Annotated in this window: 18 protein-coding genes and 2 tRNA genes; 13 read left to right on the forward strand and 7 right to left on the reverse strand. The window is 65.1% G+C overall.

Going from position 1 to position 20,870, the window contains the following annotated elements; genetic code table 11:
- Nucleotides 1-247: 247 nt before the first annotated feature.
- Nucleotides 248-790: a DUF924 family protein gene (locus tag ER13_RS03735; RefSeq protein WP_035306679.1), complete on the reverse strand. Its 543-nt coding sequence runs from the start codon at nt 788-790 to the stop codon at nt 248-250.
- On the opposite strand from ER13_RS03735, the gene ilvC reads away from it, so the two are divergent.
- Nucleotides 789-1,823, forward strand: coding sequence for a ketol-acid reductoisomerase (ilvC, locus tag ER13_RS03740; RefSeq protein ID WP_081836116.1), 1,035 nt, complete (start codon nt 789-791; stop codon nt 1,821-1,823). The genes ER13_RS03735 and ilvC overlap by 2 nt on opposite strands.
- 67 nt (nt 1,824-1,890) lie before the next feature.
- Here ilvC and ER13_RS03745 read toward each other — a convergent pair.
- Nucleotides 1,891-1,967: transfer RNA gene (locus ER13_RS03745), tRNA-Pro, on the reverse strand.
- A 199-nt stretch (nt 1,968-2,166) separates the two neighbouring features.
- Between ER13_RS03745 and ER13_RS03750 the strand changes: the two genes are divergently transcribed.
- The 7 genes from ER13_RS03750 (at nt 2,167) to ER13_RS03775 (ending at nt 8,378) form a co-directional block, all read left to right on the forward strand.
- Nucleotides 2,167-2,240: transfer RNA gene (locus ER13_RS03750), tRNA-Gln, on the forward strand.
- 260 nt (nt 2,241-2,500) lie between these two features.
- Entirely contained in the window at nt 2,501-3,028 is a 528-nt protein-coding gene (locus ER13_RS03755; protein ID WP_081836117.1) for an RNA polymerase sigma factor, read from the forward strand.
- The gene (locus ER13_RS03760) at nt 3,025-3,990 is read left to right on the forward strand and encodes a FecR family protein (RefSeq protein ID WP_052004836.1); all 966 of its coding nucleotides are present in this window, start codon (nt 3,025-3,027) and stop codon (nt 3,988-3,990) included. The genes ER13_RS03755 and ER13_RS03760 overlap by 4 nt, the downstream gene beginning before the upstream one ends.
- Nucleotides 3,991-4,127: 137 nt before the next feature.
- Nucleotides 4,128-4,421 (forward strand): STN domain-containing protein, encoded by a 294-nt coding sequence (locus ER13_RS18595; RefSeq protein WP_197019714.1) that lies wholly within the window; start codon nt 4,128-4,130, stop codon nt 4,419-4,421.
- Nucleotides 4,422-4,499: 78 nt separating this feature from the next.
- A complete protein-coding gene (locus ER13_RS03765; protein ID WP_197019715.1) occupies nt 4,500-7,046 on the forward strand; it encodes a TonB-dependent receptor in 2,547 nt (848 codons plus the stop codon).
- Nucleotides 7,047-7,053: 7 nt separating this feature from the next.
- Nucleotides 7,054-7,662: a biliverdin-producing heme oxygenase gene (locus tag ER13_RS03770; RefSeq protein ID WP_035306681.1), complete on the forward strand. Its 609-nt coding sequence runs from the start codon at nt 7,054-7,056 to the stop codon at nt 7,660-7,662.
- Nucleotides 7,659-8,378, forward strand: a complete 720-nt coding sequence (locus ER13_RS03775; protein ID WP_052004837.1) for an energy transducer TonB — start codon at nt 7,659-7,661, stop codon at nt 8,376-8,378. Before ER13_RS03770 ends, ER13_RS03775 begins: the two co-directional genes overlap by 4 nt.
- A gap of 60 nt (nt 8,379-8,438) precedes the next feature.
- On the opposite strand, the gene ER13_RS03780 is transcribed toward ER13_RS03775, so the two are convergent.
- The 5 genes from ER13_RS03780 to ER13_RS03800 all read right to left on the reverse strand — a co-directional run bounded on the left by ER13_RS03780 (nt 8,439) and on the right by ER13_RS03800 (nt 14,962).
- On the reverse strand, nt 8,439-9,743 hold the full coding sequence (locus ER13_RS03780) for an aminotransferase class V-fold PLP-dependent enzyme (RefSeq protein WP_050771638.1): 1,305 nt from the start codon (nt 9,741-9,743) through the stop codon (nt 8,439-8,441).
- Nucleotides 9,744-9,847: 104 nt separating this feature from the next.
- Nucleotides 9,848-12,514: a TonB-dependent receptor gene (locus ER13_RS03785; protein WP_081836119.1), complete on the reverse strand. Its 2,667-nt coding sequence runs from the start codon at nt 12,512-12,514 to the stop codon at nt 9,848-9,850.
- Nucleotides 12,515-12,603: 89 nt separating this feature from the next.
- Nucleotides 12,604-13,554, reverse strand: a complete 951-nt coding sequence (locus ER13_RS03790) for a FecR family protein (RefSeq protein WP_008260080.1) — start codon at nt 13,552-13,554, stop codon at nt 12,604-12,606.
- Nucleotides 13,554-14,162 carry an RNA polymerase sigma factor gene (locus tag ER13_RS03795; protein ID WP_052004839.1) on the reverse strand — a complete coding sequence of 203 codons (609 nt, stop codon included), beginning with the start codon at nt 14,160-14,162 and terminating at the stop codon, nt 13,554-13,556. Before ER13_RS03795 ends, ER13_RS03790 begins: the two co-directional genes overlap by 1 nt.
- Before the next feature lie 284 nt (nt 14,163-14,446).
- Nucleotides 14,447-14,962, reverse strand: a complete 516-nt coding sequence (locus ER13_RS03800) for a hypothetical protein (RefSeq protein WP_050771635.1) — start codon at nt 14,960-14,962, stop codon at nt 14,447-14,449.
- Between the two features lie 179 nt (nt 14,963-15,141).
- On the opposite strand from ER13_RS03800, the gene ER13_RS03805 reads away from it, so the two are divergent.
- The 5 genes from ER13_RS03805 (at nt 15,142) to ER13_RS03825 (ending at nt 20,859) form a co-directional block, all read left to right on the forward strand.
- On the forward strand, nt 15,142-15,657 hold the full coding sequence (locus ER13_RS03805; RefSeq protein WP_197019716.1) for a Dps family protein: 516 nt from the start codon (nt 15,142-15,144) through the stop codon (nt 15,655-15,657).
- A gap of 82 nt (nt 15,658-15,739) precedes the next feature.
- Complete coding sequence (locus ER13_RS03810; protein ID WP_008258840.1) at nt 15,740-16,108, forward strand: hypothetical protein; 369 nt, start codon at nt 15,740-15,742, stop codon at nt 16,106-16,108.
- A 266-nt stretch (nt 16,109-16,374) separates the two neighbouring features.
- Entirely contained in the window at nt 16,375-17,157 is a 783-nt protein-coding gene (locus ER13_RS03815; protein ID WP_035306684.1) for a hypothetical protein, read from the forward strand.
- Between the two features lie 371 nt (nt 17,158-17,528).
- Complete coding sequence (locus ER13_RS03820) at nt 17,529-18,650, forward strand: AAA family ATPase (protein ID WP_035306687.1); 1,122 nt, start codon at nt 17,529-17,531, stop codon at nt 18,648-18,650.
- Nucleotides 18,643-20,859 (forward strand): S8 family peptidase, encoded by a 2,217-nt coding sequence (locus tag ER13_RS03825; RefSeq protein ID WP_035306691.1) that lies wholly within the window; start codon nt 18,643-18,645, stop codon nt 20,857-20,859. The genes ER13_RS03820 and ER13_RS03825 overlap by 8 nt, the downstream gene beginning before the upstream one ends.
- Nucleotides 20,860-20,870: the final 11 nt, after the last annotated feature.

Genomic DNA, 20,870 nt, shown 5'->3' on the forward strand with positions numbered 1-20,870 from the left:
ATAGGGTCGAGATTTTTTTGGGGCTTGGAAATCGTTCGATTCAGCCCAGCGTCATTGTGGGTGTTGGCCCCCCTGTCCGCGCGGGAAGGCGCGGGGGGAGGACAGGTCGCGCTGGCGACCGGGGGGGGGCGACCCCGGCGGTGGAGATGGCCACGGCCGCGTCGGGCGCCGAGTCGCCCCCTCCTGGCGTTCGCTGACGCTCCCGCCTGTCCTCCCCGTTCGCCTTCGCGAACGGGGAGGTGAGACGTCAGCCGCCGAAGCCGCCCTGGTCGAGGAAGGCCTGTTCCTCGGGCGTGGTGGCGCGGCCCAGGGCGGGGTTGCGGTGGGGGAAGCGGCCGAAGCGGACGATGATGTCGCGGTGGAGGCGGCCCCATTTCTCCAGCTCGGCGTCGCCGGCGACCAGGGCCATGTAGCGGTCCTGATCCTCGATCCGTTCGGAATGTTCGAAGGGGAGGAGGAGGAAGTTCTTCAGTTCCGGCGCGACCTGGAGATGGTGGCCGCGCGCCACGGCCTGGTTCGCGAACATCAGCGCCAGGGGGTCGGTGGCGAACTGGTGGGCCGTGCCGCGGAAACTGTTGCGCGGATACTGGTCCAGCAGGATCAGGAGGGCGAGGGCGGATTCGGGCGTATCGATCCAGTCGTCGCGCTCGCGCCGGGCGGCGGACAGGTGCAGATCATGGCCCCGCGCGCGAAACGCGGCGTCGAAGGCCTCGTCCTTGGCGAACCACTTGTCGGGACCGGCCGCTTTCCAGAAGGCGACGACGTCGGATGGGGCTATGAAGGCGGTCATGACACAGATCTTAGCCAATCCGTTGCCCGTCTTCCATGACCGCGACTGCGACCTTTCGATCATTCGCGGCAAGCGCGTGGCCATGATCGGCTACGGCAGCCAGGGGCGGACCCATGCGCTGAACCTGCGCGATTCGGGCGTGACCGACATCGTGGTGGGCCTGAAGGCCGGGTCGAAGACGCGGGAACGGGCCAAGGCCGACGGATTCGCCGTGATGACCGCGGGCGAAGCGGCGGCGGGCGCGGATGTGGTCGCCGTCATGACCTCGGACGAGGCGCACCGCGACCTGTGGCGCGACGAACTGGCGCCGAACGTGCGGCCAGGGGCGGCCTTGGTCTTCGCCCACGGCCTGTCGGTGCGGTTCGGCCTGGTGGAGCCGCGCGCCGACCTGGACGTGATCCTGGCCTCGCCCAAGGGGATCGGGCCGCGCATCCGCGACCTGTACGAGGCCGGGGAGGGGGTCTTCTGCCTGTTCGGGGTGCATCAGGACGCCACGGGCGGCGCCCACGCCCTGGGCCTGTCCTATGCGGCCGCCCTGGGGTGCGGGCGCAAGGGCATCCTCGAGACGACGATGAGGGACGAGTGCGAGAGCGATCTGTTCGGCGAACAGGTGGTGCTGTGCGGCGGGATCGCCGAACTGATCGATTCGGCCTTCATGAAACTGGTCGAGGCCGGCTATCCGCCCGAGGTGGCCTGGTTCGAATGTTTCTACGAGGCCAAGCTGGTCACCGACCTGATGTACGAACGCGGCATAGCCGGCGCCTTCGCCAAGATTTCCAATACGGCGGAGTACGGGGCCTATCTGACCGGGCCGCGCATCATCAACGCCGCCTCGCGCGCGGCGATGGACCAGGTGCTGGCCGAGGTGCAGGGCGGGGGGTTCGTGCGCGCCCTGATGGCGGATTACGACGCCGGCTCGCCCGACCTGCTGGCGCGGCGCAGCGCCCTGGGCCGGCGGCCGATCGAGTCGGTGGGGACGCATCTGAACGAAGTGGCGCGCAAGGCCCGGGAGTCGGCGGCGAACGACGACTGACGTCTGGCCGCGCGGGGGGAGGCGGGTCTGAAACCCGCCGTCCTGCCGTCGATGTCAAAAGAGAAGATGGTCGGAGTGAGAGGATTCGAACCTCCGACCCCTGCGTCCCGAACGCAGTGCTCTACCAGGCTGAGCCACACTCCGACCGTGGGGGCTGGCCTGGCGGCGTCGCCCCGAAGTGAGGACGCGGCTTATAGCCATGGGTTTCGGACCCCGCAAGCATCCATTTCGACCTTCTTCGCACGGGGCGAAAATAGTCCTGAAAGAGGGTGTTGCATCCGAAAACGGTTTGGCCTATCTGACCGCCTCCGCCGCGCGAGAGCGCTGCGGTCGCCGGACCTGCTGGGGAATGGTGTAATGGTAACACTCCGGTTTTTGGTACCGTCATTCTAGGTTCGAGTCCTAGTTCCCCAGCCATCCGCCCCATAAGGGTTTAAGCCGTTTCGGCGCTGATCCCCGGGTTTTACAGTTCGCTTTTGTTCTGGGCCCATTCCGACGGCTTTACCGGTCACGTAGCGGCGTGCGATTTTCTGTACGCGCTTGAGCGCTCAGTCGAGGGCGCCAAAGGACTCTCGTTAGGGCTGGATGAGAGACGGGGCCACGTCACCTTGGCAGGGCGAGTTCGACCCGCCTCACGCTGTTGCGAGCAATTCGCAGGGCGTGTATCGCGCTGGACAATGGCACAGTCAGACTCACAGCCGGGGCAGAGTTTCGCGCAATTGCTGATGATCGAACGTCCGTCGCTGGTGCGGCTGGCGCGACGTATTCTGGGCGACTCCAGCTTGGCCGAGGACATCGCCCAGACCCTGTGGCTGCGTGTGCAACGGATCGCCGACCCTGCGGCGATCCAGGACAAGCGCGCCTATCTCTATCGATTGGCCCTCAACCTGGCCTCGGACCAGATGCGCCGCCGCAAGCGTGGCGCGGTCCTCTTCGAGGGCCAGATCGAGGATCCCGGCGTGATCGACGCCGCCCCCACGACCGAGGCCCGGATCATGCATCGGCAAAGGCTGGACCTCCTGGCGGAAGCCATCGACGAGTTGCCGCCGCGTTGCCGCGAGGTCTTCCTGCTGCGGCGTATCGAGGAGCTGTCGCCGGCCGAGGTCGCCGAACGGTTGGGCATCACGCCGAACGCCGTAGCCAAACACGTCCGCCACGCCTTGCACCACTGCCAAACGCGACTGGCGGAACGGGAGGCTGGATGATGTCGCGAGCGCCCAGACACGTCGCCCCCATAGACCGGGAGGCCGCACGCTGGCTGGCTGAGCAGGACGGCGGCCTGCTGGACGCCGTCGGCGAGGACCGGCTGAAGACATGGCTGGAAACGCCGGCGAACGCCCGCGCCTTCGCACGTGCGCAGTCCCTTTGGCGGGACATGGGCCAGGCGGCTCGCCCCGCCGCGCCCGCATGGCGCGCGAGGTCGGAACGGCGTTCGCGACGCACATCGATTCCGCGCATTGGGCGGTCAGGACTATCGATCACAACCGGGCTGGCGGCCGCCGTGGTTCTGGCCTGCATGATGCTGGACGTTCCGACCCGTCTGAACGCCGACGTGCTCACCCGGCCGGGCGAGCAAAGAACGGTGAGGCTGGACGACGGCTCGGTCGTGCAGGTGAACACCGACAGCGCCATCGACGTGGCCTATGCGCCTGACCGCCGAACGGTTCGACTGCTGCGCGGAGAAGCCGCCTTCATGGTCGCGCCCGACGCCCAGCGGCCCTTCACGGTCGAGGCCGGCGGCGGCTCCACTACAGCCCTGGGCACGCGGTTCGTCGTTCGCCGTCGCGCCGTCCTGACCCAGGTCTCGGTGACCGAACACAGGGTTCGAATTGCGACCCGTTCGGGATCGGTGACGACGCCCGAGACCATGACCTCGACCTACCGTCCGGATCAGGCGCCATCCGCCCCGACGCCGTCGTCGCCGGACGTCGACGCCTGGACCCAGGGCTGGCTGGTGTTCGAAGATCGCCCCCTGGCCGAGGTGGTCGAGGAGATCGCCCGCTACTCGCCGACGCCGATCACGGTGTTTGGACGCGCCGTTCGAAACCGTCGCGTCAGCGGCGCCTTCCGGATCGATCAGCCGTCCCGCACCCTCGCGCGATTGGAACAGACCCTGGGTGTTCGCGCCACCCGCCTGCCCGGCGGCGCGGTGATCATTCACGGCTGAGCGGATCTCCAGGATTTTTTCTGAATTCGGACAGTCCCGGTTCGGCCTCCTGGTGCGTCTATCTACAGAGAACCATTCTCATTCGCATGATTTGCGAACCAACCGGACCGGCGCGGAGCGCGCCACGAGAGGCGAAATTGACTAAGGCGAGACACGAACTGGGGGCCCTGCGTCTCTTCCTCATGGCCACGGCCGCCGTGGTTCCGGCCATCATCCTCGCACCGGCCGCCCAGGCGCAGTCTGCCGCGACGCAGTTCGACATACCGGCCGGCCCCCTGTCGCCGGCCCTGGCCGCCTTCGCCCGCCAGGCTGATATCGAAATGGCCTACGACGCCGGCCTGACGCGCGGCGTTTCGACACGCGGACTGCGGGGGCGATACGGCGCGTCAGAGGGGCTGTCGCGTCTGCTGTCCGGCACCGGCGGGACCTAACGTCTGTCGGGCCGCACGGCGACCCTGTCCGCCGCCCCCGCCGTCGCCGACGGAACCCTCGCCCTGGGTCCGATCAGGGTGCAGGGCGCGACCGAAGGCGGCGCAGGCGGGCTCAGCGCCACCGGCGCCGGCGAGGCGGGCGATCCTGTGGAAGCGCCCTACCGCACGACCGGATCCAGCGCCTATATCGCGCAGGACACCATCGAACGGTTTCGCGGCGCCTCGACCGCCGACATCATCAAGGGCGTGGCGGGCGTGACCGCCGGCGACCCGCGCGTCGCCAACGCTCTGGACGTCAATATCCGCGGCATTCAGGGCCAGAGCCGGGTGCCGATCATCATCGACGGCGGCCAGTCGACCATGGACGCCTACCGCGGCTACGCCGGTCAGTCGCAGCGGACCTATCTGGATCCCGATCTGATCTCGAGCATCACCATCAACAAGGGCCCCAGCCTGGAGGCCAACGCCTCTGGCGGCATCGGCGGCGTGGTCGTTATGGAGACGCTGAACGTCGACGACGTCCTGAGCGAAGGCCGCGACCTGGGCCTGCGCGTCCGCACCGGCGTGTCCGACGCCAGCGCCCGCAGCCTTCCGGCCTATAGCGACAAGTCGCGGACCGACCGGGGCGACCTGACCCGTCCGGGCGGGCAATTCTTCAACATCGCCGGCGCGGGACGCTGGGATCGGTTCGACCTGGTCGCCGCCTACGCCTGGCGTGACACGGGCAACTATTTCTCCGGCCACCGGAACTACAACGACTTCCCCCAGGGACGGCGGGTCCTGGCGACGCTGAACCCCACGAACGCTGAGGTTTTCAACACCTCGTCCCAGTCGGAATCCCTGCTGCTGAAGGGAACCTGGCGCGTCACCGATCACCAGACGCTGGAGGCCGGCTATCGCCGCTATCAGGGCGAGCAGGGCGAGATCATGGCCTCGCAGATCATTCGGGTAGATCGCGACCAGGTCCCGCAATGGGACCTGGGGACCGTCGATATGGACGCCTATAGTCTGCGTTACCGCTACAAGCCCCAGGGCGATCTGATCGATCTCAAGGTCAACGCCTGGTACACCCACGCCGACAGCCTGATGTACAACGGCCTGACCGGCATCACTCCCTGGTATTATGACCGCCGCACCGAATGGTACGACGGCCCCTCCTTCAACACCGACCCGGGGTACAAGGAGGCCTATCGCAACGAACTGACCCAGAAACGGTTCGGCGGCGACCTCACCAACACCTCTCTCCTGTTCACCGGCGCGGGCAAGTTCACCTTGAACTACGGCCTGTCCTTCAGCGACGAGGACATCGCTCCCGGTCCGAACTCGCCGATCATGCACGACGATCTGGTGAACAACCGCTTCCTGCGCAACGCCGAACGTCAGGAATACAGCGCCGTCGCCTCGGTGAAGTGGGAGCCCGACACACACTGGGAGCTGATGGCCGGCGGGCGCTTCAACCGTGTCGAGGTCAAGGACCGCAACCGTCTGGCCACGCCCGCCACCTACGAGGTGATCGGTCAGTATCGCTATACCGAACTGCTGAACGGCGACCCGAGCCGCCCCGCCTACCTGGCGAAACGGATCGCCCTGCTGAACTGGTATCCCGACGCCAGCGGCCAGTTCACCAAGGCCTCGCTGCTGGCCTCGCCCTACGAACACGGCACGGTGGCCGATATCGTCGGCTGGAACTTCTACGACGCCGACGCGCCCGAAGATCTCAAGGTCCCGGCCACCTGGACCTGGTCCGACCCCATCCGGCGCACCGACGACGCCTTCATGCCGACCGGCAGCGTCACCTACCACTTCGACGAGGACACCCTCGTCTATGTGAAATACGCCGAGGGTGTGAAGCTGCCCAGCCTGTTCGAAACCACCCTGGGCCTGTTCAGCGCCGCGCGTCCGACCGAGGGCATGAAGCCTGAGCGCGGCCGAACATGGGAAGTCGGCGCCAGCGCCATCCGCCGCGACCTGCTCACCGGCGGCGACCGCACCGCCTTCAAGGTCGCCTATTTCAACACCGTGATCGACGATCTGATCACCCGCGACTACCGCAGCATTTCGGCGGGCCTGATCCGCAACATCGACGCGTTCAAGGTATCGGGCGTCGAACTCCAGTCGAACTACGACAACGGCGTCGTCTTCGGCGACCTGTCGGCTCACTATTATTTCGAGGCCAAGACCTGCGCGCCCGACATCGCCGCCGAACGCCGCGCCTATGGCGCCAGCCGCAAGAACGCCGAACTGATGGCCACGCCCGACTGCGTCGACGGCGGCTTCGTCGGCGCCTACACCAACACCCAGAACCCGCCGCGCTTCAATCTGAACCTGACTCTGGGCGCGCACCTGTTCGACGACCGCCTGACCCTCGGCGGTCGGGCGGTCCACAACTCGGGTCCGATCAGCAAGCTGGACAAGGCCTGGAACGTCGGCCTGTCGGCGATCCAGCAACTGTATCTTGAGACGACCGTCTATGACGCCTTCGCAAGCCTGAAGGTGACGGACCAGACGGCGCTGGACCTCAACATCGACAATGTGATGGACGAATACTACCTCGACCCGCTGGCTCTGGGCGTCATGCCCGCGCCCGGCCGCACCGTTCGCCTCGCCCTGACCTATCGTTACTGAGGCCGCCATGATCCAAGTCGAAACAAGCCGCGCGAAACGTCTGAAGTCCGCCAGCCATGGCGTCCACGAAGGGCTGGACAAGGCCATCATGGCCGCCAAGCCGTTCAGCAGCCGCGAGACCTATGCCGTGTTCCTGCGTATCCAGCAGATGTTCCACCGCGACATCGCCGCCCTGTACGCGGCGCCGGAATTGGCGGCCCTGTTCCCGGATCTGTCCGGACGCCGCCGCTACGAACAGGTGAAGGCCGATCTCGCCGATCTGGGCGCTGCGCCGGCCGATGAAACGCCGGTCCCGCGCTTCGTGGCGGGCGCATCGGTGGATCTGCCGACGGCCCTGGGCTGGCTCTACGTCGCCGAAGGGTCGAACCTGGGCGCCGCCTTCCTGATCAAGGCGGCGGCGGCGCTGGGCCTGTCGGCCCAATTCGGCGCCCGCCATCTGGCCGCCTCGCCCGAAGGCCGCGCCAACCACTGGCGCAGATTCACCGCCGCCCTCGACGCCCCGGATCTGACAGACGAGGAAGAGGCCCGCGTCATGGCCGGCGCCTCGGCCGCCTTCACCCGCGTGCGCGGCCTGGTCGATGTCGGCTTTCGCCATGGAGCCGCCGACCCGGCATGACAGCCGCGCCGCGCGCCACGATCCTGAACGACGTCGGGGGCCTTGCCCCCCGGCGTCCCAGGGCGCGCGCCCGTCGCGCCCTGGCCCTTCACGCCGCGCCCCTGCTGCTTCTGATCCATTTCGTCGTCCCGGCGCCCATGCCGCTGGAGGAGCCGCCCGTAATCGTCGTGGCTCTGGTCCGCAGCAACGCCGCACCGCCCCGACCGCCATCCGAACAGGTCGATGGTCCCAAGCAGATCCAGGCCGCGTCCAGCCGCCCCCTCCCGCGCCCGCCAGTCCCGCTCCGCGTTCACGCCGAGGCGCCCGAAGCCGTGGCCATCCCGGTCGCGCCTCCCGTCCCGCGCGCAGCCGAACGCCAGACGCCGGCGCCCGCCACCACGGCCCCCGTCTCGCGCCCTGCGCCGCCTTCGCCCAGCGCCTCGACCGCCCCGCAAGACTGGAAAGCCCGCCTCCTGGCCCATCTGGACAGCAAGAAGCGCTATCCGCCCGGCGCCCAGCGCCTGCGTCAGGAGGGCGTGGTCCATGTGCGTTTCACGATGGACCGCGCCGGCCGCGTCCTGGCCTCAAGCATTGAACGCAGTTCCGGCCGCGCCCTGCTCGACCGCGAGGCCCTCGCCATGCTGGCGCGGGCCCAACCTCTGCCCGCGCCCCCGCCTGAAATCTCCGGCGCCACGATCGAGCTCACGACCCCGGTCGAGTTCTTCCTGTCGCGCTGAGCGGCAGCCCCAAGACGTGTCCCGCGCCTGGACATCTTTCGACAACGCGCCAGTTCATCTTCAACCCCTGGAGTCCCGCGACGCTTTCGGAGTTGGCAAGTCGGGAAGGGTGCGAACGACATTGGCGATCGCGCCTGCCAGGAAGTCCATCTCCTGCATGGTGTTGAACAGGTTGGGGGTCACCCGGACGCAGCCGCCTCGATCGACGCCTCCTCGAGCCACGGTGAAGATGCGGTGGCGATCCAGCAGCTGGCGCGCGATGGCCTCATTGGCGCGCATCGAGGTCTGTCCTGTGATTCTGAAGGCTGTGATCGCGCCATACAGGCCGGGCTCGTCAGGGGTGAGAATTTCGATTCCTGGAATAGCCCGTGCGGGTTCGACCCAGCGATCGCGCAGGGCGCGCAGGCGCGCGCTCTTGCGGTCCAGGCCGATGCGGGTCTCGAACGCGAGGGCCGATGGCACGGTCAGGAAGGCGGCGGCGTTCAGCGTGCCGGTATGGATCCGTTCGCTGATGACGTCCGGAGCGTCGGACGCTGTCGCCAGGTCATGGTCGATGCGATCAAGGGCGCTCTTGCGAATGTGCAGGACGCCGACGCCCAGGGGCGCGGCCAGCCATTTGTGCCCGTTCAGGCCGACGAAGTCGCAATCCAGGTCCGGCAGGGCGAAGTCGAGTTGACGCCAGCTGTGGGCGGCGTCGACGATCACATCGATGCCGCGTTCACGCGCCAGGGCCGCTATTTCCCGGACAGGCAGGACGAGACCGGTTCTGTGACTGACATGGGTCAACAGCACCAGGCGCACGTGCGGATGTCTGTCGAAGGCCTCGGCATAGGCGTCGATCAGCCGCATTCTTGTGGCCGGTTCGGGCAGGGCGATCCTCACGACCTCGGCCCGCTCGCGCAGGGCCAGTCGATCCATGCAGTGCTGCATGCTGTCGTAGTCCAGATCCGCATAGAGAACCGCGTCGCCGGGGGTGAGACGGTTGTAGCCGCCGATCAGCGCCTTCAGCGCCTCTGTCGCATTCCGCGTGAAGGCGATCTCGTCGTCGGGGACCCCCAGGGTCTCGGCGAGGCGGCTTCTGACGTCCATCAGATCCCGCCCCATGCCGCGGCGGGCGTAGTAGCTCGTCTCGCGGTTCACACGGGACAGGACCTCGACATAGTGCGCGTGGACCGGCCTGGGCATCATGCCCCAGTTGCCGTTCTCGAGCTGGATGACGTCCCGGGTGACGTCGTACTCGGCGGCGATGTCGCGCCAGAAGGCGTCGTCGTCGGAGGCTGCGCGGGCCGGCGTGGGCGTCAGTGCGGCTCCGGCGGGGAGGACGACGCCGCCAGCCAGCAGCGCACGACGGTTGAGCTCAAGCATGGAAATCTCGGCGATGGCCCGGACGCTGCTGCAACGTCGGGAAGAGCGGGAAGGGCGTGGCGGTCCAGCCGCCACGCCCCATGGGATCCTGATCGGGATCTGCGTCAGAAATTATAGCCCAGACGCATCCAGTATTGCCCGCCGTCGGTGTCGAACGGGGCGTTACGCGAGTAGAGCAGGCCGCGATTGGCGTCGAGCGTCGCCCGGTCGGGATAGGAATCGAAGATATTCTCCCCCCCGACTTTGACATTCACGCCGTTGGCGAAATCGTACGAGACACTGAGATTGGCCAGCACCATCGGATCGAATTCCTGCCACAGGCGGTCGGCGTCGTCCGGGTCGGTGCCCATGTCGATCCAGGTCCCGTAGTAGCGGATGCGCGACGAGACCGAGAGCGAACCCAGGTCATAGCCGAATCCAGCAGAGACGCCCGCGCCAGGCCGCGAACGGCGGGCGAACAACTCCTTGTTGAGCGGGTTCAGCGGCGCGAGACGGTCATCGAGGATCTCGGTCTCATTCTGATTGTAGGACAGGCTGGTGTTGAACCGACCCGGACCGATGTCGCGGCGGTAGGCGGCGACGATGTCCACGCCCTGGGTGCGCGCTTCATAGGCGTTCATGAAGTAGCTGAGGGACGTGAAGTTCTGGGGGTTCGGCGTGCCCGCCGGAACCGACATCGAACGGGTCGTGAGGCGGTCCTTGGAGTCGACACGATAGACGTCGATGCTGAGCGTCAGCCCGTGGTTGTTGTAGACGACGCCCAGGGCGCTGTTCTTCGAAGTCTCGGGCTTCAGCGGCTGGGCGCCGAGCGAGATCGCCAGCGGATCGTTGACGTTCAGGCGGCCGCTGTTGTTCACCGAACCGTTGGTCAGGTTCAGGCTCTGGGTAAAGGCCGACGAATACAGGTCGAACGGCTTCGGGGCGCGGAACCCGGTGGAGTAGGTGCCGCGGACCGCCAGACCGACCGGCAGTTCATAGCGGGCGGCCAGACGGTAGTCGAAATTGCCGCCGAACGAATCGTGGTCCTCGTAGCGGCCGGCGGCCCCGAGCGTCAGCGCTTCGACAGGCCGCCATTCCAGGTCCACATAGGCGGCGTAGCTGCGGGCGTCCCATTCCCCGGCGCGCGCCGGGCTGTAGCCCGGCATGCCGTTGGATCCCACGGCCAGACCGTAGGCGGCCCCCGGTCCGATCTCCCACGAGGCCTTGTCGCCGACCTGTACGCCATAGGTCACGACGCGGGCCTCGGCGCCGAAGGCGATGTTCAGCGGCTCGCTGCCGCCAACCGGAAGCCGATAGACGAAGTCGGCGTTGGCGACGAAGTCGTCCTGATACTCGCGGCCGAGGAAGAAACTGGTCGGGCTCTTCGGACCGAGCGAGGCGTTGACCGTGTCGTCCAGGCTGAAGGCGACGCGGCTGGTGCCCCAGGTCAGGGCGAGGTCATAGGTCAGGCGATCCGACAGGTCGCCCCGGACGCCGCCTGACAGATGGTAGTCCTCGATCTTCGACCCGAACTGGGGCGTGAAGCCGCCCGGGAAGATCGACAGGAAGGAGAAGCCCGGGAAGGCGGCCGTCGCCTTGTAGACGTTGCTGGTGGCGTCCGGATTGCGCCAGTTGAAATCCGTCATCCCCTCGCTGTCGTTGAACAGGCCGAACGCGTAGAGTTCGTGGTTGCCGGACAGGCGATAGTTGGCGTTGAGCGAGCCCTTGAGCCGTTCCTCTTCCGGCTGGCCCCACTTCTGCACCGGATCGCGCAATTCAACGCCGGGGTGGGCGAGTTCAAAGGCGAGGGCGTCCGGCCGCTGGACCTGCCGGCCCGTGCGGCCCTGCCGGTTGTACTCGAGAGCGCCGCTGATCGAGCCATTTTCGCCGAGCGCGAGACCGCCGCCGAGACCGAAGCGATACTCTTCGCCGTCCCCCTGATAGTAGCGCGAGAACTGGCTGAAGGCGCGCAGCCCCGGGCGGTCGTCGAGGATGATGTTGATCACGCCGGCGATGGCGTCCGAGCCGTACTGGGCGGACGCGCCGTCACGGAGGATTTCCGTGCGACGGATCGAGGCGGAGGGGATGGTGGACAGGTCGGGGGCCTGACCCTGCGCGGAGTTGTGGTAACGCCGGCCGTTCACCAGCGCGAGGACGTATTTGCCCGGCATGCCGCGCATGGTCGTCGGGCGCACGAAGGCCGGCGGGTCGGCGTGCAGGCGCTGCACGTTGAAGGACGGGGCGAGCAGGGTCAGCGTGTCCTGAAGATCGCCGGACACGCTCTCGCGGATCTCTTCCTGGGACAGGACGTCGACGGGCGACAGGGTCTCGGCGGCCGTGCGCGAGGCTTGTCGGGTGCCGGTCACGATCACTTCGTCCAGCGCGTCCACGCCGCCCGGGGTTCCCAGCGGGGGCGGCGCAGACCGGGTCGCGGCGTTCGCAGCCGGTCTGGCGGGTGCCGCGCGGACCGGCGCCGAGGGAGCGGCTTCGATCAGCACAGCGTCGCCGACGATGCGGGCGGTCAGTCCACTGCCGCCGACCAGTCGGGCGAGGGCGTCAGCCTGGCTGAAACGACCTTCGACGGCCTGGCTGCGGCGACCCTGGAGCAGGGCGGGGCGCGCCGCGACCTGAAGGCCGGTGGCGCGCGAATAGGCCGTCAGCGCCCGGCCCAGATCCTGGGCGGGAATAGAGAAGGCCTGGTGCGCGACCTGGGCCGTGGCCACGGCCGGCGGCACGGCCAGAACGGCCGCGAGCGCGAAAACGGGGGCGTTGAGCGCCCGTGTGGAAGTCATGTCGGTATCCCCCGGTGAATCGTCGACTTCGGTCGACATCGGTTCGATGTCCGGCCAGGGCCGAACCCGACATTTCTTTTTGTGAAACCTTAGCGACGGTCCGGCTGGCGAGATCCGCTGCGGACGACGATCGTCTCTCCCGTCGTGTCAATGCGCACGTCATAGGCTCTCTCGATCAGCGCCAGCGTGGCAGGCGGATCCGTCAGGCGGAAGCGTCCGCTGACCGGGATACGGCTGGCCTGGCCATCAATGACGACGGGCGTTCTCGAGAAGCGGTCGATTTCGGCCACGAGGCGTCCCAGGGTCGTTTCCTCCGCGTCGAACCAGCCGTCGGTCCAGTCGGGCCGGGTCGAGAGACTGTGTGTCGTCGGGCGGATACGGCCGTGTTCCAACATCGCGCGGTCTCCAGGCTCCAGGTCGAGGATCTGGCCTCCGCGCGTACGCAGTCGGACCGCGCCTCGATAGAGAGTGACTTCCGCCCGACCGCAGGCCATCCGATCCACATTGAAAGCGGTCCCCATGACCCGTACCTCGCCTTCGCCCGCGTCGATGACGAACGGCCGACCGTCGTGCCGCACTTCGAACCAGGCCTCGCCGCGCTCGAGCGTCGCGGCGCGCCAGAGAGGGCTCTGCCGGATCGACAGGCGGGCGTCGCCATTCAGCCGGATCGAGGTGCCGTCCGCCAGCGCCACCGTCCGGGTCTCGCCGCGCCGGGTCTCCAGGGTTCGGTGGTCCATCCAGGGCGCGACAAGCACGGCGGCGATGCAGACGGCCGCCATCGCCAGGGCGGAGGGCGCCGCCAGACGCCACGGAACCCGAAGGGGGCGCCGGAGATCGGCCCGCTGCTCCACCTCAGCCGCCGCCTGGCTCAAGGCGTCGGAGCGCCACAAGCCGATCATCTCGGCGAAGGCCGCGCGGTGAGCGGGACTCGCGTTCATCCAGCTCTCGAACGCTGCGGCGTCATCGAGATCCGCATCCGGGTGCGAGGCTCGGTCCGCCCAGGCGGCGGCCTCCGCCATGATGCGTTTGTCATTCGTCATCAGAGCGCCGTCCTCCGCCCGCGCCGCTTCTGACCGCAGGCCTCATTCAGGTCCAGCAGACCTCGGGTCACATGTTTCTCCACCGCCTTGACGCTCAGGCCAAGGTCCTCGGCGATGGCGGCGCAACCCTGGCGGTGGATGCGTCGCCGGATTATGATCTCTCGACGCAGGCGCGGCATGCGCTTGAGCGCGCGTTTCAGGACCTCCACGGCCTCGCGGCCCTCCACAACCCTTTCGGGCGAAGGTTGGCCGCTGGCGAGCGTTTCGCTCAACCCTTCGACCCTCCAACGTCGCTCACGCCGATACTCCTCGTTCACGAGATTCTCCGCGATGCGCGTGGCGAGGCCGTACAGGTTGTCGATCCGGCCGCCGCGTTGGTACTCGATAAGCCGCAGCAAGGTTTCCTGCGCCACATCGTCCGCCATATCCGCGCGCCCCAGCCGTCGATGGGCCAGTCGACGGACGAAGTCGCGGACCGGCGACCACGTAACCGTCGCCAGCTTCTGATCCCCGTCGTACGCCACGTCCGCGCCCCCGCCGAAAGGCGTGCCTGCTGTCTGTTCGGCGCGGTGTAGCGGGGTCCTGTGAAGCTTGAGTGTCCCGGACATGTCCTGTTGGCGACACACCGCAGCGCCCACGAGATCTCCTGCTGGTTCAGCTGGCGTCGAACAACGCCAGGCGCGCCGCTGGCCTGTTCCGTTGCGTGAACCGGTCGATCGGCGTCAGCAGGGGAAGCGCCGGCACATACCGCTCCAGCGATAACCGAGCCGACTGGTCGATTGGTCGGTCGTCCATCATCGCGGCCCGCCGGCTCCCCGCCGCGGCTCTAGGTTCAGGACTTGGGACCAACGGCTGCTAGGGGCAGAACCCGGCGAAGCTTGTGAGCGGCGGGTCAGGCCTTTCCGTATTTCCCCAAAGGCGTATGGATCAGTTTGCCGGACGCCGGCCAGTATTCCACCTTGCATCCGGAACGCCCGCCGCAGATCGAATCGACGATCTCTATGCCCCGGTCAGCGAGGAAACCCTCGGCGAAGGCCACATTGTGCGCCCCCACATTGTAGAACGAATCGCCGGGACTGGCGCCGCCGAACACCATGGCTTCGAGACAGTGGGGATTGGCTCCGGCTTCCAGCAGGCCATCGACCAGACGCTGCATGAGGTAGGAGCCGTAGCGCGACGGGTCGTCCTGTTCCGAAAGCGGCGTCGGAGATTCGGGGAGAACGAAATGGTTCATGCCGCCCACGCCTCGCTTGGGATCGCGAATACAGGCTGCGACACACGAGCCGAGGACCGTCGTGATCACCGCGTCCGGGTCGTCGCTGATGCTGTATTGGCCCTGCGATATGGAGGTAAGGTGGACGGGCCGCTCGCCCTGGTCCCAGGTGCGACTGCAAATATTGTATCTCATGACGATCTGAGCCGGGATCTGGACCCAGTCCGGGGTCGTGTCTGAAGTCGCAAGATTTCGACTGTAGCGAACATTGGTATACGGACAATGTACGCAACGGCAAAAATGAAGGGCGCCGGGACTTTCGCTGGGACCTCACGCTCCCTAGCTAAGCAGTGCTTCAGCTGAGGAGAATGACCATGGCCACCGCCCACGAGAAACGTCTGGCGCCGTTGAAAACCCCCACCAGCCTGTCGGAGGCCGCGACGCGGGATATTTCCGCCGCTCTGACGACCCTGCTGGCGGATGTCTTTGCTCTCTATATCAAGACCAAGAATTTCCACTGGCACGTGTCCGGCCCGCATTTCCGCGACTATCACCTGATGCTGGACGAACAATCGGCCGAGATCCTGGCCATGACCGATCTGATCGCCGAACGGGCGCGCAAGATCGGCGGGACCACTCTGCGCTCTGTCGGTCAGATCGCCCGCGAATCGCGCGTTCTCGACAATGACGCCGAGTTCGTGGATGCGCTCGACATGCTGGCCGAACTGCGGGACGACAACAACGACCTGGTCGGGCGTATGCGCGAGGTCCACGATCTTTGCGACGAGCACAACGACGTGGCGACCGCCAGCCTGCTGGAGAACTGGATCGACGAGAGCGAGAAGCGCGTCTGGTTCCTGTTCGAATCGAGCCGCCGCGGCAACGTCTGATCCGACGCACGGACCGTCCGGAACCCTCCGGCTTGCAAAGTCTTAACGATCGGTAATATCTGGTCGGAAAGACGCGGAGGGGATGATGCGGACGGTCCTGATCGGTTGCGGCCTGGCGCTGGGCGTCGTCGTCGCCTCTACGGCCCCGGCGCGGGCCGATATGGCGGAGGCCTTTGGCAACACCATCGTGTCTCACTATCCCAACGGCCAGTGGGTGAAGCATTTTTTCGAGCCGGACGGCCGCTATGTGTCCCAGTTCTCGGACGGGCGTCAGTTGAGCGCGCGCTGGAGCCGGGAGGGCGACAAGATCTGTTTGACCGGGTTCAGGCCACGCCAGATTCTGCCACGCTTCTGTAGCCGCATGGTCGAGGCCGACATCGGTCAAAGCTGGCAGGCTCGCGATCCCCTGGGACGGACGATCCGCAACGAACTGGTCGCCGGACGCCGCTGAAGGCCGCTGGAGGCTCTTGTCAGGCGACGTCCGGCCCTCTAGAGCCCACCACCTGCCCAAGCGGATGTGGCGGAACTGGTAGACGCACTGGATTTAGGTTCGGGCAAGCGGTTTATTTAAACTAAGCAAAATCAATATGTTGTTTGGTTTTCTTTGAATCGATGTGTCCAAATCTGTGTCCAAAACGCGTGTCCAGACCTGCCCGAACGAGGTGACTTTCGCTTCTTGAGGAGAAGGTGGCAGACGCACTGGAATAGGAGGTCTCCGTGTCGAGGTCAGGTGAAGCAGCAGCGATCCCGCTCCCCCTGAACACGCCCGCGCTTTGGCCTGAGCCGCTTCGCGCTTTCCTCGCCGAGCATCACGACTTGTTCTTGGATTGGGCGACGGGTCCGGTGCGCTTCAGCGCCGCCATTTATGATCGCGCCATCTACCGATTGGTGGAATTGCTCCAGCCCTATTCGCTTCTGGCTTGGCACTGCACACGCCTGACGGATCAAGAGGCGGCGGCCATTGTGGCGACAGGCATGCAGCCTCCTAACGAGAGCGTCCTGCATGTTCGAATTGATGCGTTGGTGTTGGCCGGAACGATTGATGCTGAAACAGCGGAGCAATGGAAAGCCCGCAATCAAGCCAGCGAGACGTATCGCCAGGGGCGTGTCTGGTGGTGCTTCTACCCGCCCAGAGAATCCGGAGAGGGCGGGATTGCTTCACTGCTTGGCACATGGGGCGGCGAGGCTCTCTATAATTCGCATGACGCCGACCCGGTGATGGGGCCGCTGCTTCGGTCCATCGGGACTCCCTGCCTCATCGAAGCGGATATCCCCCTTGCTCTTCTTAGGGGCAGCGCAACCGCCGCCTTCTCCGTCGTGGCCCACCACCTTAGCGCCTCAGGTCATCCCGCGCGGGATCATTTAGCGTTTGAGGATCGGATCACGGGTGATCTGTCAGCCCGACATGTGCGGCGAATCCTTCGGTACCCTGAACCCGACTTCATTGCGCTTACCGGATGCGACACCTGGCACCGCCCGATAGGAAGCGCGCCGAGGTAATTGGCGAAGCTATCCTGCGTCGCCGACCTACGCCTCAAATCCAGTTGAAAGGAGAGTGCAGCCCGCACTCCTGCCTCGTGGCGAACAGCGGGTGTGCAAGTGCCGCCACTTTCGCGGGGAACCGGCTACAGCGCCGAAGGGCGAAGCTGGGCGGAAAGTGGTTGCGCGCGCCGAGGGGCAGCGCCCTAAGCCAAGCGTGCCATCATTCTTTGTGGGTAAGTGGACTAGTATGATGTAGATGCTGAAAAAATTGGCCCACCAAAAATTCAATAAAAACAGCGTAATTTGCGTCAATCGGGAGAGATGGCCAAAATTAACGTAGCAATTAGTCCGCCTGTGGTCTACATTCTGTCTTCAACAGGAGACCGCTTGTGAGTGACGCCCGCGTACCATTGGAAGACGACTTTCTGACCCTCGCCAGGCTCGCCCTGGGCGAAAAGCCGCAGGATGTTCAGCTCTTTCTAAGTCGGGCGGCCCGCAGGTACCGCGGCGATGATCAGCGTGTCGCTGACCAACTATCCGCCTTGCTGAAGACGGCGGGAAGTCGGAGCTCTGTGCTCAGGCGGGAGGCCGGTATTCCGGTTCCTGTCGATTCGGATTCTCGTCTCCATTTACTCCGAACGGAGCCGCCCTCTAGCGAAGCAGCGGCCCCCCTCTTGGTGGGTGAGGTGGAGGCTCAGATCAAAGGACTTATTCACGAGCGGAAGAACCTCGGAAGGCTCAGTGCTGCAGGGCTCGAGCCTACCCGCTCGGTTCTTTTCGTCGGCCCACCTGGCGTGGGCAAGACTATGTCTGCACGATGGATCGCTTCGCAGTTGGGGCTGCCTCTGTTGATCTTGGACCTGTCGGCGGTGATGAGTAGCTTCCTTGGCCGCACTGGAAATAACGTGCGTGCTGTTCTCGATTACGCCAAACGGCAGTCATGCGTCCTTTTGCTCGATGAGTTGGATGCAATCGCCAAGCGCCGCGACGATGCGACAGAGATCGGTGAACTCAAGCGGCTTGTCACGGTACTCCTCCAGGAAATCGACGAATGGCCGGCGTCTGGCCTACTCGTCGCCGCTACCAATCACCCGGAGCTGCTGGATCCTGCTGTGTGGCGGAGGTTTGACATGCTCGTGCGTTTCCCCCCGCCGACGCAGGGGGAGATCGGTAACGCTGTCCGTACGTTCCTGGGAGGCCATGCTGTTGGAGACGAATGGGTGGACGTTCTGGCTGTCGTGCTGGGCCATGGCAGTTACAGCGAGATTGAGAAGCGCATCATAGCTATTCGCCGGGCGGCCGCTTTAAGTGACAAGCCCCTTGAGGCCGAGTTGCGAAAATTCCTGAGTAGTCGGATTGGAGAGTTAGATCACACCGAAAAGCTAGCCTTGGCCGATAAGCTGGCGGCCATTCCAACCATCTCGCAACGTACGGCAGCTGACATCACGGGCGTGAGCCGCGATACGATTCGCCGACGTCGCTCGAAGGTATCGGGAGGAAATCATGGTTGAGAAGCGAAACTTTCTCCTCGGCAAGGGCGAGCGCCTGACAGAGCCGGTATTGCCGTCGGGCCGGAAGCTAGATCGCGTCCCACCCTACACCTATGCCGAAGCACGGCAGCGTCTGACGCCCATGATCGAAGGGGCAGTCGCCGAACTGGCTCGCCTTCCAGAAGCTGCACGGCCTGCGGGCCAAGTGGTGAGCAGCGTCACGCTTAACCCCGAATACATCGCCAAGAGCTATTACCCCGAGCAGGTTTTGAAGGCCTATGGATTGCGAGCGGTCGGCAGCAAAGCCACCCGTATCACTCCCGAAAAGCGTAGCAAGGATCGGGTTCCGGAAGAGAAGCCGACGACCAAGCTGTTCGTCGCGGGCAGTCTTGGCTCATTTCGTCGGCTATTAGCCGACCTGGAGGGGGGTGGCGTCGCGGATGCGGTTCAGCAGGATTTGCCTGCCCTCGAACAGTTTCAAGCTCTTGATCCAGCGTCTAAGATCAAAGGGCAGATTGTCGAGGCGGACCAACAAGCGCTTGAGGTGGTGCTCCACGCAAGCGAGTTCCGCGCCGATGCCTACATCATCAATGCGTTCCAAGCTTATCTGGAACAGTTTGGTCTTGAAGCGGATTTGGATCATCGGTTCCATGCGGGCGGCCTTTGCTTTCTCCGCATGCGGGCGCCCACCGACCTTGTGCCTGAGATAGCCAAGTTCTCCTTTCTACGCGCCGTTCGTCAGATGCCGAGGCTGCGCGATTTCGTTCCCCTGCGTGGTGGTGGAGTGAATTTTGGCAATGCCGCGATGCCTAACGTCGATGCAGTCGATCAGAATGTTCGCGTCGCGATCTTCGATGGGGGGATGCCGGAGAATTCACCGCTTGCGCCGTGGGTGACCTGTTTCGATCCGCCGGGCATCGGCGCGCCGGTGCCAGCGGCGCTCTCTCACGGATATGCGGTCACCGGCGCTGCGCTTTTTGGGAGCCTCGCTCCAGGAGAGGCACCACGCCCTTTTGCGAATATAGACCACATCCGAGTGTGGGACGAAAACTCCGGGAGTGATCCGCTGGAGCTTTATGATGTGCTGGAGCGGATCAAAAACACGCTCGACAGCTCTCCGAAGTACGATTTTGTCAATCTCAGCTTGGGGCCGAACCTGCCCATCGAAGACGATGACGTGCATGCGTGGACGGCTGTGCTCGACGAATATCTTGCTGACGGTACTTGTCTCGCGACCATTGCAGTTGGCAACGACGGCGAGGCCGATGCCTTGGCCGGACTTAACCGAGTGCAGGTGCCTGCGGATACCGTCAATGGCCTATCCATCGGCGCTTGCGATACTTCGGCGGTTCAGTGGAAACGCGCGCCTTATAGCTCGATCGGACCGGGCCGAAGCCCTGGCATCGTCAAGCCTGACCTTGTCGGTTTCGGCGGCTGTACGGCTACGCCATTCGTTGTCCTAGGAAACCCTGCAACCACGGCGCTCGCGCCTCAGTGCGGCACCAGCTTCGCTTCGCCTCATACGTTGCGTATCGGAACGGGTGTAAAAGCGACCTTCGGCGGATCGCTAGAAGCTTTGGCTATCCGGGCACTACTCATTCATACCGCCGAAGCCAACGGCGAACCTCAGCAAGAAGTCGGCTGGGGTCGCGTTCGCGAGAATATTGACGACATTATCGTGTGCCCCAACGGGGCTATTCGCGTTGTCTATCAGGGGGAACTGACCGCCTCAAAATATCTGAGAGCCGAAATCCCGCTGCCGGACGTCGCACTCCGAGGCAACGTCAATATCATGGCTACTTGCTGCTTCGCCACCGAAATAGACTCCGCGCATCCGGGTAGTTATACGCGCAGCGGCCTAGAAATTTTCTTCCGACCCCATGCCGGGAATCTCGATGAAGGGGCGATGCACCCTAAGACCAATTCTTTCTTCTCTCAGTCCAAGCTTTATCAGACTGAAGACTTGCTTCGTACAGACGCCCACAAGTGGGAGACATCGCTACATGGTTCGGTGAAGAAGCGAGCATCGAGCCTCGACAGACCTGTCTTCGACATACACTACCTTTCCCGTGACGAAGGCCATGTCGATCATCACACAGCCAAAATAAAGTACGCGCTCATCATCACCGTGGAGGCGCCCCGACACGCCGACCTTTATGATTTAGTTGTGCGCAAGTATCGCAACGTTCTAGAGCCCATGATCCCGCTTCAGGTGCCGATCCAAGTTTAGGGAAATGCGCT

This window comes from Brevundimonas sp. EAKA (genome assembly GCF_000698025.1).
In the GTDB taxonomy this organism is placed as follows: domain Bacteria; phylum Pseudomonadota; class Alphaproteobacteria; order Caulobacterales; family Caulobacteraceae; genus Brevundimonas; species Brevundimonas mediterranea_A.